We start from the raw sequence: 13,064 nt of genomic DNA on the forward strand, positions 1-13,064 counted from the left end.
ACAGATGTTCGAGAGCTGGTGTGGCTCACGAGTGCGGGAGGTGCGTGTGCCGGGGTTCACGCATCTGCACACCGTCTCCGGATTCTCGTCGCGATATGGAGCCTCGCATCCGGAGCGGCTGGCCGAGCGTGCCTCCGAGCGGGGCATGGACGCCCTGGCTCTCACCGATCGCGACACGCTCGCCGGTGCCGTCCGGTTCGCGAAGGCCTGTGCGACGGCGGGGGTCCGTCCGCTGTTCGGGGCTGATCTGGCGGTGGCGGGCGCCCAGGCTTCCCAGGGCGACGACCGGCGGGGGCGGCGTCGGACCCCGGTGCGGGGCGGTGCCTTCGTCGACGAGTCGGCTCCCCGCGTGATCTTTCTCGCCCGGGACGGTGCCCGGGGGTGGGCCGAGCTGTGCCGGCTCGTCTCGGCGGCGCACGCGGGCGAGGGGCCCACGCCGCTGCTGCCCTGGGAGCACCGTCACGCCGAGGGGCTGACCGTGCTGCTCGGGCCCGAGTCGGATGTCGGGCGTGCCCTGGCCGCGGGGCGTCCCGATCGTGCGGCGCGGCTCCTCGTGCCCTGGCGGGAGGTCTACGGCGACGACCTACGGCTGGAGGCCGTCTGGCATGGCCGAAAAGGTACGGGTCCGGGGTCCCTGCGGCTGGCCGCCCGAACCGTCGGGTTCGCCGCCGAGCAGCGGATCCGGCCCGTGCTCAGCAACGCCGTGCGGTACGCCGACCCGGGGCTGGGGCCGGTCGCCGACGTCCTGGACGCCGCCCGGCGTCTGGTCCCCATCGACCCGGCCAAGGAACTGGACTCCGGCGAGGCCTGGCTCAAGGGCGCGGGGGCCATGTTCGAGGCGGCGGAGCGGATCGTGGAGGCCGCGGGGTTCCGGCGGGACACCGCTCACCGGCTGGTGGAGCAGACCGAGGCCGCGGCCGCCGAGTGCCTGGTCGACCCCGAGGACGATCTCGGGATCGGCACCGTCCACTTCCCCGAGCCGCATCTGGTCGGCGCCGGGCGCCGTACCGCCCAGCGGACGCTGGCCTCGCGGGCGGTGGCGGGGATGGTGCTGCGCGGGTACGACCGGCGGCGGGAGTACTGGGAGCGGATGCACCATGAGCTGGACATCATCGCCCACCATGGCTTCGCTTCCTATTTCCTGACCGTCGCCCAGGTGGTCGACGATGTGCGGGGGATGGGGATCCGGGTCGCCGCCCGGGGGTCCGGGGCGGGGTCGCTCGTCAATCATCTGCTCGGGATCGCGCACGCCGATCCGCTCGAGCACCGGCTGCTGATGGAGCGGTTCCTGTCGAAGGAGCGGGTCGTGCTGCCCGACATCGACATCGACGTGGAGTCCGCGCGCCGGCTGGAGGTCTACCGCGCGATCATCGGCCGGTTCGGCACCGAGCGGGTCGCGACGGTCGCGATGCCGGAGACGTATCGCGTGCGGCACGCCATCCGGGACGTGGGGGCCGCCCTGTCCATGGACCCGGCCGAGATCGACCGGGTCGCCAAGTCCTTTCCCCATATCCGGGCGCGGGACGCCCGTGCGGCACTGGAGGAGCTGCCCGAGCTGCGCGCGCTGGCCGGGGAGAAGGAGAAGTACGGGAGGCTGTGGGAGCTGGTCGAGGGGCTGGACGCCCTGCCGCGCGGGGTGGCCATGCATCCGTGCGGGGTGCTGCTGTCGGATGCCTCGCTGCTCGCGCGTACGCCGGTCATGCCGACCAGCGGCGAGGGCTTTCCGATGTCGCAGTTCGACAAGGACGACGTCGAGGACCTCGGGCTGCTGAAGCTGGACGTGCTGGGTGTGCGGATGCAGTCGGCGATGGCGCACGCGGTGGCGGAAGTGGAGCGGGCGTCGGGTGTCCGGGTCGATCTGGACGCCCTGCCGCAGGGGGACCCGGAGACGTACCGGCTGGTGCGGTCCGCCGAGACGCTCGGGTGCTTCCAGATCGAGTCGCCGGGACAGCGGGACCTGGTCGGGCGGCTCCAGCCGGCCACGTTCCACGATCTCGTCGTCGACATCTCGCTGTTCCGGCCCGGGCCGGTCGCCGCCGACATGGTGCGGCCGTTCATCGAGGCGCGGCACGGGCGGGCGCCGATCCGTTATCCGCATCCGGATCTGGAAGGGCCGCTGAAGGAGACGTACGGGGTCGTCGTCTTCCATGAGCAGATCATCGACATCGTCGACATCATGACCAGGTGCGGGCGTGGTGAAGCGGACCGGGTGCGGCGGGGGCTGTCGGATCCGGAGTCGCAGGGGCGGATCAAGGTGTGGTTCGCGCAGCACGCGGCGGCCCGGGGCTATGACGCGGAAACGATTCAGCGGACCTGGGAGATCATCGAGGCCTTCGGGTCGTACGGCTTCTGCAAGGCGCACGCGGTCGCCTTCGCCGTGCCGACGTACCAGTCGGCGTGGCTGAAAGCGCATCATCCTGCCGCCTTCTACGCCGGGCTGCTGACGCATGATCCAGGGATGTATCCCAAGCGGCTGCTGCTGGCGGACGCGCGGCGGCGGGGGGTGCCGGTGCTGCCGTTGGATGTGAATACGTCGGGTATCGCACACCGTATCGAACTGGTGTCCGGTAGTTGGGGGCTGCGGCTGGCTCTCTCCGATGTGCACGGCATCAGCGAGGCCGAGGCGGCGCGGATCGCCGAGGGGCAGCCGTACGCCTCGCTGGTCGACTTCTGGGAGCGCGGCCGGCCCAGTCGTCCGCTGGCCCAGCGGCTCGCGCAGGTGGGGGCGCTCGACGCGTTCGGCGCCAACCGCCGTGATCTGCAACTGCATCTGACCGAGCTGCACCGGGGCGCGCGGGGCGCGGGCGGCGGCCAGCTCCCGATGGCCGGAGGGCGGAAGACCGCCCCGGCCGGGCTGCCCGACCTCTCCTCGGCGGAGCGGCTCAGCGCCGAACTGGGCGTGCTGTCCATGGACGCTTCGCGCCATCTGATGGACGACCACCGGCAGTTCCTCGACGAGCTGGGCGTGGTCTCGGCGCGGCGGCTGCGCGAGGCCCGGCACGGAGAGACGGTGCTGGTCGCGGGCGCCAAGGCGGCCACCCAGACGCCGCCGGTCCGGTCCGGCAAGCGGGTCATCTTCTCCACCCTGGACGACGGCACGGGCCTGGTCGACCTCGCCTTCTTCGACGACTCCCACGACGCCTGCGCCCACACCGTCTTCCACTCCTGGCTGCTGCTGGTGCGCGGGGTGGTGCAGCGGCGAGGGCCGCGCAGCCTCAGCGTGGTGGGCGCCGCCGCCTGGAACCTCGCGGAACTGCTGGAGGTGCGCCGGGAGGAGGGGCTGGAGGGGGTCGCCGCCCGGCTGGCCGGCGCCGGTGTCTTCGGTGACGACGGTGAGGGAGCGCCCGAACCGGCCGGCTCCGCCGGTCAGGAGCCGACGGACCAGCGGAAGATCCGCATGTCCACGGGGTACGAGATGCACCCCTGGGCCGATCTGCGTCCCGCGGGCGAAGGACCCGCGGTGGGACGGAAGTTGTGGCACCAGAGTCCGGGGAGTGCGGGATGACCATCCTCTGCGTACGTTTCCAGCTGCCTCCGACACGCGAGGCCGATCTGCCCCGACTTCTCGGGATGCTCGAGGAGTTCACGCCCGTCGTCCAGGCCCTGCCACCGGACGGGGCGCTGGCCGACCTGCGGGGCGCCGAGCGGTACTTCGGTCGGGACGCCGTCGAACTTGCCTCGGTGATCCGGGTGCGCGCGCTCGCGCTGTACGGCGTCGACTGCGTGATCGGCGCCGGGCCCGGGCCGATGCTGGCCCGCGTCGCGCTGGACGACGCCGTGCCCGGGGTGACGTCCGCGGTGCCCGAGGGGCGGGACGCCATCGCGGAGTTCCTCGCGGTCAAGCCCGTCGCCGCGCTGCCCGGCGTCGGCACCGCGACCGCCCGTACGCTGGGCGACTACGGCCTCGACACCCTCGGCCTGGTCGCCGCGGCCCCGCTGTCCACGCTCCAGCGGCTGGTCGGCGCGAAGGCAGGCCGCGAGCTGCGCGAGAAGGCGAACGGCGTCGACCGCGGCCGGGTCGTCCCGAACGCCGCCTCCCGCTCGCTCGCGACGGAACGCCCTTTCGAGCGCGACGAACTGGACCCGGACCGGCACCGCCGGGCGCTGCTGTCCGCCGCCGAGGAGATCGGCGCCCGGCTGCGCGCCCTGGACAAGGTCTGCCGCACACTCACGCTCACCGTGCGCTACGCCGACCGGTCGGCCACCACCCGCAGCCGCACACTGACCGAACCGACCGCGCACTCACCGGCGCTGACCAGGACCGCGTACGGCATGTACGAGGCGCTCGGTCTGCAGCGTGCCCGGGTGCGCGCGATCGTCCTGCGTGCCGAGGGGCTCGACCCCGCCGACCAGGCCTCCTACCAGCTGACCTTCGACCCCGTGGACGAGCGGGTCCGCCGTATCGAGGAGGTCGCGGACCGCGCGCGAGCCAAGTTCGGGCCACGGGCGGTGATGCCCGGGGGACTGGCGGCGTGAGTCCTTCCGTGTGACGTCAGTTGGCCCACGGCGGCGCGATGCGGGTGCCGTCGGTCAGCTGTGCCTCCAGGCCGACGGAGGTGGTGACCCAGGAGTACGCGGTCCGGCCGGTCGGGTTCTCGACGGTCAGGGTGGCGCCGGGGTTGACGATCACCGTGTCGCCCGCCGTGATCCGGTCGGTGCGGCCGTCGAGGGTGATCAGCAGCTCGCCGTCGAGCAGATGGAAGATCTCCTCCCGGCTGACCGTGTGCGCGGGGGCCTTGAGGCCGGCGGGAATCTCACCGCGCCAGGCGCACAACTCCTTGCTGCCGCTCAGTGGTGTGGCGTACGAGACGAAACGGGCGCCGTGGATCTCGTGGGTGACGGCTTCCGAGGAGCGGATGACGGGCATGGCTGACTCCGGTCTGCTGGTGGGGCAACTTGGTCAAGTAACTTGACTATATGGTCAAGCTGCTTGACCGTCACGTCAAGGGTGTTTCAATGCATGCGTGCAGAACTCCGAGGCCATGGCCCTGTCCGCCGCCCTGCTCGCCGCCGCGGGCGGGCTCACGCACCGCATCCACGAGGGCGTGGTCGCGCGCGGCTTCGAGGGGCTGCGGCCCGCGCACGGCTTCGCCTTCGCCCGGCTCGCTCCGGACGGTGCGACGGCCACCGACCTCGCCGTCCATCTCGGCGTGACCAAGCAGGCCGCCAGTCAGCTCGTCGACGAGATGGTGCGCAAGGGGTACGCCGAGCGGCGGGCGCATCCCGAGGACGCGCGGGCGCGGCTGGTCGTGCTCACCGAGCGGGGGTGGGCCTGCACGCGGGCGGCCGAGGAGGCGGCCGCGGAGGCGGTGCGGGAGTGGGGCGTGGTGCTGGGGGAGGGGGAAGCGCGAGTGCTGCGGGAGCAGTTGCTGCTGATCGCGCCCCAGGGTCCTGTGCGGCCCGCCTGGTGAGGGCGGTGACAGGGGTGGGGTGGTCGGCGCCGGTTGCCGCCGGAAGTTTTTACTGACGCGTAACTTCCCTGCTTGGCTACTCGCTCGTAACTTGACGAGTGAACAGCATCCTCGTGATCCGGATCACAGGGCGTCGTGCCGTCGCACCTCCCTTGACCCGCAAGGAGATCACTCGATGCTGCCCTGGAAACGAGTGCTCAGACCCCTGGCCGCGCTGCTGCTGACCGCCGCGGCCGTCACCGTCCCCGCCACCACCGCCCAGGCCGCCGCCGCCCCGAGCGCCGGCTGGAACGACTACTCCTGCAAGCCGTCCGCCGCCCATCCCCGCCCCGTCGTCCTGGTCCACGGCACCCTCGGGAACTCCGTCGACAACTGGCTGGGCCTCGCCCCCTATCTGACGGTCCGCGGCTACTGCGTCTTCTCCCTCGACTACGGCCGGCTCGAGGGTGTCCCCTTCTTCCACGGCCTCGGCCCCGTCGAGAAGTCCGCCGGACAGCTGAAGGAGTTCGTCGACAAGGTGCTCGCCGCGACCGGCGCCGCCGAGACCGACGTCGTCGGACACTCGCAGGGTGGCATGATGCCCCGCTGGTACCTGCGGTTCCTCGGCGGAGCGGCCAAGGTGAACGCCCTGGTCGGCATCGCGCCCTCCAACCACGGCACCACCCTGAGCGGCTTCACCCACCTGCTGCCCTACTTCCCGGGCGCCGCGGACCTGTTGGCGAAGAACACCCCCGCTCTCGCCGACCAGGTCGTCGGCTCCGACTTCCTCGAGCGGCTCAACGCGGGCGGCGACACCGTGCCCGGCGTGCGCTACACCGTCATCGCCACCAAGTACGACGAGGTGGTCACGCCGTGGCGCAGCCAGTACCTGAGCGGGTCGGACGTGCGCAACGTCCTGCTCCAGGACCTGTGCCCGGTGGATCTGTCCGAGCATGTGGCCATCGGGCTGCTCGACCGGATCGCCTTCCACGAGGTGGCCAACGCGCTGGATCCGGGGCGGGCTCGGCCCACCACCTGTGCGTCGGTGTTCGACTGACACGTGTAGGGGAAACGTTTCGGGGCCTGCCCGGCCTGAGCCGCCGGACAGGCCCCGAGTCAGGGGGCGGGTGCTGGTCAGCGGCCGTGGCGGCCGCCGCTCACCGCCCGGCGCCGGGTGGTGAGGAACAGGGCCGACGAGCCGAGCGCCAGCGCGGCGGCGCCGCCGATCGCGAGGTACGTCGTGCTGGTGTCGCCGCCGGTCTCGGCGAGGTTCTCGCCGGCACCGGCCGCCTTGGGGCGGTTGGGAGCGGCTGCCGCCTTCGGCTCGTCCGAGGCGGTGTTCTCCGGGACCGCAGTCGGCTCGGCCGACGTCTTGGCGTCGTGGTCACCGTGCCCGTGGTTCTCGATCGTCGACTTGTCGCTGCCGTCCTCGATCTGCCTCTTGGTGGGAGCCGAGGCGGTCGGGGCTGGAGCCGGGGCCGTGCCGCCCTTCCCCTTGTCACCGCCGCCCCCGAAGGAGACGTCCGAGCAGGAGTAGAACGCCTCCGGGCTGTCCGACCGCTGCCACACCGCGTACAGCAGATGTCTGCCCGAACGCTTGGGCAGGGTGCCGGAGAAGGTGTAGAAACCGCCCGTGGCGGCCGGGTCGGTGGACGTCGCCACCGGGTTCTTCAGATCCAGGTCGCTCCAGGCCAGCGGCTTGGCCGGGTCGTAGCCGGACTTGGTGAGGTACACCTTGAAGGTGCCCTTGTGGGGCGCTGTCACGCGGTACTTGAAGGTGTGCGAGCCGCTGCGCACGCCGGTCGCGGGCCAGTCGGCGCGGGCCAGGTCGAGCCCCTTGAACTGCGCGTTGTTCGCGCTGCACAGCTTGCCGTCCGGGATGAGCCGCTGGTGCCGTCCGCCCGCGTCGCCGATGCGGATGCCGTTCCAGTCGTAGAGGGCCTGCGTGCCGCCCGCCGCGACCGCGGCCTTGCACGCGGCCGACTTCGGGCTCTCGGGGCCCTCGGCGTAGCACTGCGAGACCCGGCTGACCGGGTCGCCCATGGAACCGTGCGCGGCCGCCGGTGTGGCGGTCAGCGCCGTCAGGGCGAGCGGCAGGCCGCCGAGGGCGGCGACGGTGGCCGCGGCGCGGCGTGCGGGCATGCGGCGTGCGGGCATGCGGGAACTCCTCGAAACGGTTCGGGGGACAGGTCCGGGCCCGAGTGGGCCGGATCCCGTGGGGTGATCCGAAGCTAGCCCCAGAGAACCGTGAAATCGCCTGCTGAGGACGGGTGGAGGAGATCCTTATGGCCGCGTTAAGGGAGTGCTCAGACTGGCATCAGGTAGGTACCGTCGCGGCATGGCAGACGAGGAGATCCGGCCGGCCAAAGCCGCCGACGTACCGGTCGTCGAGAGCGTGATCGACGCGGCCTTCCGCCCCTACATCGAGCGCATCGGCCGGGTGCCGCAGCCCATGGAGGAGGACCACGCGGCCAATGTCGCCGCGGGGAAGGTGTTCGTGACCGGCGAGCCGGTGACCGGCCTCGTCGTGGTCGAGGCCTTCGAGGACCATCTCTTCCTCGACGTCATCGCCGTCCACCCCACCGCGCACGGCAGGGGAGTGGGGCGACGGCTGCTTCGGTTCGTCGACGCACGCGCGCGTGCGCTGGGACTGCCCGAGATCAGGCTCTACACGAACGCGATGATGTGGGAGAACCAGAAGATCTACCCGAGGTACGGCTACGAGTTCGTGGAGCGCCGTGTGGACGGGCCCTACGACCGGGTCCACTACCGCAAGCGGCTGCTCTGAACGGGTCTCATGATCGGCACCGGCCGGTCAGCTGTCCGGCCACCATGTGCGGGCGACGTCCTTGCGGACCTCCGGGCGCCCGCCGGGGCACTCGTCGGCCTCGTCGCGGAGCCTGTTGCGGACGTCCGACTTCTTCAGGGGCTTCTGCACGGTCACACGGCGCATGGCTGCCTCCTTGGGGGCTACCGGGTTCCGCGTTCTCACGGAGGTAGACCTTTCGGGGGAGAGTTCCTCATCGCTCCCGTTCTGTCTGTGGCGGCTGTCACCATTCGAGTGTCAGTGGCGGGTGTCACTCTTGGGCTCATGACGAACGACGGTGAACCCGTGACCTCGGCGAACACCCCCTCTCCGGGCGTGGACTGGGACGCGCGGGCCGCTTCCTTCGACGCGGAGCCGGACCACGGGCTGCGCGACCCCGAGGTGCGCCGCGCCTGGGCCGGGCGGCTGCGCGGCTGGCTGCCCGGGCGCGCGGGTGACCTCCTCGATCTCGGCTGCGGCACCGGCAGCCTGTCGCTCCTCGCGTCCGAGCAGGGACACCGGGTGACGGGCGTGGACCTCTCGCCCGCGATGGTGACGCTCGCCCGGGAGAAACTGGCCGGGCGCGACGCGGTGTTCCTCGTCGGTGATGCCACGGCCCCGCCCATCGGGGAGCGGCGCTTCGACGTCGTTCTCGTACGGCATGTCCTGTGGGCCCTGCCCGATCCCGGCCGCGCCCTGCGGCACTGGGCCGGGCTGCTGCGGCCCGGAGGGCGGCTCGTGCTGGTCGAGGGCGTGTGGGGGACGCTCGATCCGGTAGGTATACCGGCGGAGCGGCTCATCGCCCTCCTCGCTCCGGTCGCCGGACAGGTGCGTGTGGAGCGGCTGTCGGACGATCCGCTGCTGTGGGGCGGGGAGGTGACGGACGAGCGGTACGCGGTGGTCGCGTTGACGAGCTGAGGCGGGGGTCAGGCCAGGAGCGTGCTGAAGTCGCCCTCGCGGGCCAGGGTCTCCAGTTCGTCGAGCGCGGCCAGGGCTGCGGCCGCTGCCTCCGGGTCCGTCTCGGTGAGGCCGCTTGCCGCGAACTCGTCCTCGTCGAGGCGGCGTACGTCCGTGCCGTCGGCGGAGCGCCAGAGGTCCAGGTCGAGGTCCTCGACGACCAGCTCCGGGCCGGACCGGACGGCGGGGCGGGTGATGTCGCAGTACCAGCCCTTCAGCGTGCCGGTGGCGGTGCGGACCTCCTTCACCGCGTACCACCGGTCACGCCAGTAGTACTCCGTGAAGACGTCCCCGGGCTCGAAGCGGACGAACCCGAAGTCGCGTACGCCGCTGCCCGCCCACGGGGCGCGGACCGTGACGCGGGTGCCGTCGTCCGCCAGGAGCTCGCCGGTGTAACGGATCTTCGTACGGCCCGCCTTGACGAGTACGACGTCCACCCGCTCGGGCAGGTCAGCCGAGTTCGCGGACATGGCGCACTTCCTTCGCGCAGATCTCGTAGCCGAACCACTTGTTGATGGCGATCATCGGCTCGTTGCCGGTGTCGTTGCCGGTGAACGCCTCCTGGTACCCGGCGGCGCGGGCCCGGTGCAGGGAGTCGTTCTTGGCGAGCTTGGCCAGGCCCCGGCCACGGAACTCCCGGGCGGTGCCCGTCATGGCCGTGGCGTAGCGGGTGCCGCCGTCGGTGTACGCCACGGTGAAGGCCGCGGGGCTGCCGTCGACCAGCGCGACCGTGGTCAGCTCACGGTCGAGGAGCGGGTGCTTCCAGTGCTCCTCGATCCAGGCCTCGTAGTCCGTGAACTCGGTCTCGATGTCGCTCGGTTCGTCGGACGACGTCACCGCGTCCAGTTCGAACATCGGACGCGGGTCGTCCGCGAAGTCGGCGGCCGTGCGCAGTTCGACGCCCGCCGGCGGGTCCTGGCGGGGCGGCAGCGCGCCGGTCAGGTCCAGGCGCAGGAAGTAGGCGGAGCGGCTGGCCCGGAAGCCGTTCCGCTCGGCGAAGGCGAGGTTCTCCGGCTCGTCCAGCACCCAGGTGAACAGCTTCCTGACGCCCAGTGCGGCCAGACGTTCCTCGGCGGTGCGCAGCAGCAGCGAACCGGCACCGCGGTGCCTGCGGTCGGGGCGCACGTAGATGTTGGCGGAACCCTGGCCGGGTTCCGGGCTGTCGTGGGCGACGCTGATCTGGGCCGTGCCGATGATCTCGCCGTCCTCCTCGGCGATGAGCTGTCCGAAGTGGGCGTCCGGATGGACGTGCGTCAGGGTGTGCACCACCGACTCGGGGGTGGACAGCATGTAGGGAAGAGCGAGGCGGCGGGTGTCGGAGAACCCCTCGGCGTCGGCTCGGACTTCGGGGCGCAGGTCGCGCACGATCACAGTCATGGAGGCGGACGTTACGTGGAGGCCCACCCCGGCTGCCTCCTATTTTCCGCCGGGTACGGGACAATCGGCCTGTGACGTTGAAGATCGACATCGATGACAGTGCTCCGCCGTACGAGCAGGTCCGGGCGCGGATCTCCGAGCAGGCCCGGTCAGGGGCGCTGCCGGTGGGGTACCGGCTGCCGACCGTGCGGGGGCTGGCCGAGTCGCTGGGACTCGCCGCGAACACGGTCGCCAAGGCGTACCGGGCGCTGGAGGCGGACGGCGTGATCGAGACGCGGGGGCGCAACGGTACGTTCGTGGCCGCTGCCGGCTCGGCGGCGGACCGGGAACTGGCGACGGCGGCCCAGGCCTATGTGGAGCGGGCCCGGCGGCTCGGACTCACGGAGGCCGATGCGCTGGCGGCGGTACGGGATGCCCTGCGGGCGGCTTACGGGGAGTAGCTGGTCAGGTTGGGCTGTCGTCTGGGTGCGGGCCGTTGTGGCCGACGTACGGCCTTCCCGGGCAAGCCCGGTTCAGCCCGCCCGTGCCAGACGTCCCGGCGTCCGGGTGATCTCCAGGCCCGCTGATCTCCCCACCCGCGCGAACGTCCTCGCGTCCTCCACCGCCGCGCCGCCCGGGTCGTTGTTGAAGTACGCGTAGACGTCCTCGCCGTCCGGCCAGGTCGTGGCGACGCGGTCGAGCCAGGTGGCCAGGGAGCGCCGGCCGTAGCGGGGCCAGGGGTGGGCGCGGCCCTGGTGGAAGCGGACGTAGCCCCAGTCGGTGGTGCGCCACAGCGGTGTCGCGGGACGGGCCAGGACGTCGGCCCAGCACAGGGCGGCGCCCCGGGACCGCAGGACCGCGCGGACCTCCGGTGTCCACCAGGAGTCATGGCGGGGCTCCACCGCCACCCGGGTCGAGGCGGGGAAGCAGGCGAGGCAGGCGTCCAGCAGGCCCGGGTCGGCGCGCAGGTTGGGCGGGAGCTGGAGGAGGACCGGGCCGAGACGGCTCCCCAGACCCGCCGCGTGGCTCATCAGACGGTGCACCGGCTCCTCGGGGTCCTTGAGCCGCTTGATGTGGGTCAGATAGCGGCTCGCCTTGACCGCGACGACGAAGTCCCCGGGCACCCGCCCCCGCCAGTCCTCGAAGGTCTCCCGCGCCGGCAGCCGGTAGAAGGCGTTGTTGATCTCGACGGTCGCGAAGTGCCCGGCGTACTCCTCCAGCCAGAGCCGCATCGGCAGCCCGGACGGGTACAGGACGTCCCGCCAGTCCTTGTACTGCCACCCGGACGTACCGACGAACAGGGTCATAACCCCATCAAAGCACCGGCACCCGTCCAGCCCCTACAGATACAGCCCCGCGTCGGCGTCCCCGCGCGGCTCCGGCAGCGCCGTCGGGGACGTGCCCCGGCGCAGCGCGTACAGCTCGGCCAGGGTCGCGCCCTCGCGGCCGATGCCGTCCTCGTGGCCCAGCCAGCCCACCGCCTCCTGACGGGTCAGCTGACCCACCTCGATCCGGGCGAGGCAGCGGCCGGGGCGGACGACGGCGGGGTGCAGGCGCTCCAGGTCCTCGTTGGTCGTGACACCGACCAGGACGTTGCGGCCCTGGCCGAGCAGTCCGTCCGTCAGGTTCAGCAGCCTCGACAGCGCCTGGCCCGCCGTGTGCTTGGCCTCGCCGCGGATCAGCTCGTCGCAGTCCTCCAGCAGGAGCAGCCGCCAGCGGCCCTTGCCCGCGGAGTCCTCCTCGCCGATCGCGATGTCCATGAGATAGCCGACGTCGGAGAAGAGCCGCTCGGGGTCCAGGACGCAGTCCACCTGGCACCAGTCCCGCCAGGAACGGGCCAGGGTGCGCAGCGCGGACGTCTTGCCGGTGCCCGGTGGGCCGTGCAGCAGGAGCAGCCGGCCCGCGATGTCCTCCGGGGTGGTCTTCATCAGGCGGTCCATGGCGTCCGCCACCGGCGCGGTGTAGTTGGACCGCACCTCGTCCCAGGTGCCCGCCGCGATCTGGCGGGTCGTGCGGTGCGGGCCGCGGCGCGGGGAGACGTACCAGAAGCCCATCGTGACGTTCTCCGGCTGCGGTTCGGGTTCGTCCGCCGCGCCGTCCGTGGCCTGGTCGAGCACCTTCTGCGCCAGCTCCGCGCTCGTCGCCGTGACCGTGACGTCGGCGCCCCGGTTCCAGCGGGAGACCAGCAAGGTCCAGCCGTCGCCCTCCGCCAGCGTGGCGCTGCGGTCGTCGTCCCGGGCGACCCGCAGCACACGGGCACCCGACGGCATCAGCGTGGCCCCGGACCGTACGCGGTCGATGTTCGCCGCGTGGGAGTACGGCTGCTCGCCCGTCGCGAAGCGGCCGAGGAACAGCGCGTCGACGACATCGGACGGGGAGTCGGAGTCGTCGACGTTGAGCCGGATCGGCAGCGCCTCGTGCGGGTTTCCAGACATGCCGCCATGATCCGGCACGGGGACGCCGCGTGCACCCGGTTTCCCGGTGCACGCGGCGGGGTGCCCGGGGGAGGGGAGAGAGGGGAGGGCGAGCAAGGTAGGAACCGGAGAGGGAAGACA

General features: G+C 72.1%; 14 protein-coding genes. 7 read left to right on the plus strand and 7 right to left on the minus strand.

Going from position 1 to position 13,064, the window contains the following annotated elements:
* Positions 1-46: 46 nt before the first annotated feature.
* Both ACZ6I3_RS33510 and ACZ6I3_RS33515 read left to right on the plus strand, forming a co-directional pair.
* Positions 47-3,505 (plus strand): DNA polymerase III subunit alpha, encoded by a 3,459-nt coding sequence (locus ACZ6I3_RS33510; protein ID WP_469419805.1) that lies wholly within the window; start codon positions 47-49, stop codon positions 3,503-3,505.
* Complete coding sequence (locus ACZ6I3_RS33515) at positions 3,502-4,476, plus strand: DNA polymerase Y family protein (RefSeq protein ID WP_469419807.1); 975 nt, start codon at positions 3,502-3,504, stop codon at positions 4,474-4,476. Before ACZ6I3_RS33510 ends, ACZ6I3_RS33515 begins: the two co-directional genes overlap by 4 nt.
* Before the next feature lie 16 nt (positions 4,477-4,492).
* On the opposite strand, the gene ACZ6I3_RS33520 is transcribed toward ACZ6I3_RS33515, so the two are convergent.
* Entirely contained in the window at positions 4,493-4,867 is a 375-nt protein-coding gene (locus tag ACZ6I3_RS33520) for a cupin domain-containing protein (RefSeq protein WP_469419808.1), read from the minus strand.
* A 97-nt stretch (positions 4,868-4,964) separates the two neighbouring features.
* Here ACZ6I3_RS33520 and ACZ6I3_RS33525 point away from each other — a divergent pair, with 97 nt between their 5' ends.
* Both ACZ6I3_RS33525 and ACZ6I3_RS33530 read left to right on the plus strand, forming a co-directional pair.
* The gene (locus tag ACZ6I3_RS33525) at positions 4,965-5,411 is read left to right on the plus strand and encodes a MarR family winged helix-turn-helix transcriptional regulator (RefSeq protein ID WP_469419809.1); all 447 of its coding nucleotides are present in this window, start codon (positions 4,965-4,967) and stop codon (positions 5,409-5,411) included.
* Between the two features lie 175 nt (positions 5,412-5,586).
* Positions 5,587-6,447 (plus strand): esterase/lipase family protein, encoded by an 861-nt coding sequence (locus ACZ6I3_RS33530; protein WP_469419811.1) that lies wholly within the window; start codon positions 5,587-5,589, stop codon positions 6,445-6,447.
* A gap of 77 nt (positions 6,448-6,524) precedes the next feature.
* Here ACZ6I3_RS33530 and ACZ6I3_RS33535 read toward each other — a convergent pair whose 3' ends face one another.
* The gene (locus ACZ6I3_RS33535) at positions 6,525-7,532 is read right to left on the minus strand and encodes a lytic polysaccharide monooxygenase auxiliary activity family 9 protein (protein ID WP_469419915.1); all 1,008 of its coding nucleotides are present in this window, start codon (positions 7,530-7,532) and stop codon (positions 6,525-6,527) included.
* A gap of 196 nt (positions 7,533-7,728) precedes the next feature.
* Between ACZ6I3_RS33535 and ACZ6I3_RS33540 the strand changes: the two genes are divergently transcribed.
* On the plus strand, positions 7,729-8,178 hold the full coding sequence (locus ACZ6I3_RS33540) for a GNAT family N-acetyltransferase (RefSeq protein WP_469419812.1): 450 nt from the start codon (positions 7,729-7,731) through the stop codon (positions 8,176-8,178).
* Between the two features lie 27 nt (positions 8,179-8,205).
* Here the strand turns inward: ACZ6I3_RS33540 and ACZ6I3_RS33545 are convergent, their stop codons facing one another.
* Positions 8,206-8,343, minus strand: a complete 138-nt coding sequence (locus ACZ6I3_RS33545; RefSeq protein ID WP_469419814.1) for a hypothetical protein — start codon at positions 8,341-8,343, stop codon at positions 8,206-8,208.
* A 138-nt stretch (positions 8,344-8,481) separates the two neighbouring features.
* On the opposite strand from ACZ6I3_RS33545, the gene ACZ6I3_RS33550 reads away from it, so the two are divergent.
* A complete protein-coding gene (locus tag ACZ6I3_RS33550) occupies positions 8,482-9,114 on the plus strand; it encodes a class I SAM-dependent methyltransferase (RefSeq protein WP_469419816.1) in 633 nt (210 codons plus the stop codon).
* Between the two features lie 8 nt (positions 9,115-9,122).
* Here ACZ6I3_RS33550 and ACZ6I3_RS33555 read toward each other — a convergent pair whose 3' ends face one another.
* Complete coding sequence (locus ACZ6I3_RS33555) at positions 9,123-9,623, minus strand: ribonuclease FAU-1 family protein (protein ID WP_469419818.1); 501 nt, start codon at positions 9,621-9,623, stop codon at positions 9,123-9,125.
* Positions 9,604-10,530: a GNAT family N-acetyltransferase gene (locus tag ACZ6I3_RS33560; RefSeq protein WP_469419819.1), complete on the minus strand. Its 927-nt coding sequence runs from the start codon at positions 10,528-10,530 to the stop codon at positions 9,604-9,606. Before ACZ6I3_RS33560 ends, ACZ6I3_RS33555 begins: the two co-directional genes overlap by 20 nt.
* Positions 10,531-10,601: 71 nt before the next feature.
* Between ACZ6I3_RS33560 and ACZ6I3_RS33565 the strand changes: the two genes are divergently transcribed.
* Positions 10,602-10,970 (plus strand): GntR family transcriptional regulator, encoded by a 369-nt coding sequence (locus tag ACZ6I3_RS33565; protein ID WP_184597596.1) that lies wholly within the window; start codon positions 10,602-10,604, stop codon positions 10,968-10,970.
* A 72-nt stretch (positions 10,971-11,042) separates the two neighbouring features.
* Here the strand turns inward: ACZ6I3_RS33565 and ACZ6I3_RS33570 are convergent, their stop codons facing one another.
* Positions 11,043-11,816, minus strand: a complete 774-nt coding sequence (locus ACZ6I3_RS33570; RefSeq protein ID WP_469419822.1) for a DUF72 domain-containing protein — start codon at positions 11,814-11,816, stop codon at positions 11,043-11,045.
* A 33-nt stretch (positions 11,817-11,849) separates the two neighbouring features.
* Positions 11,850-12,944, minus strand: coding sequence for a DUF5925 domain-containing protein (locus ACZ6I3_RS33575; RefSeq protein ID WP_469419824.1), 1,095 nt, complete (start codon positions 12,942-12,944; stop codon positions 11,850-11,852).
* Positions 12,945-13,064: the final 120 nt, after the last annotated feature.

Source organism: Streptomyces sp. NPDC041940 (assembly GCF_055589465.1).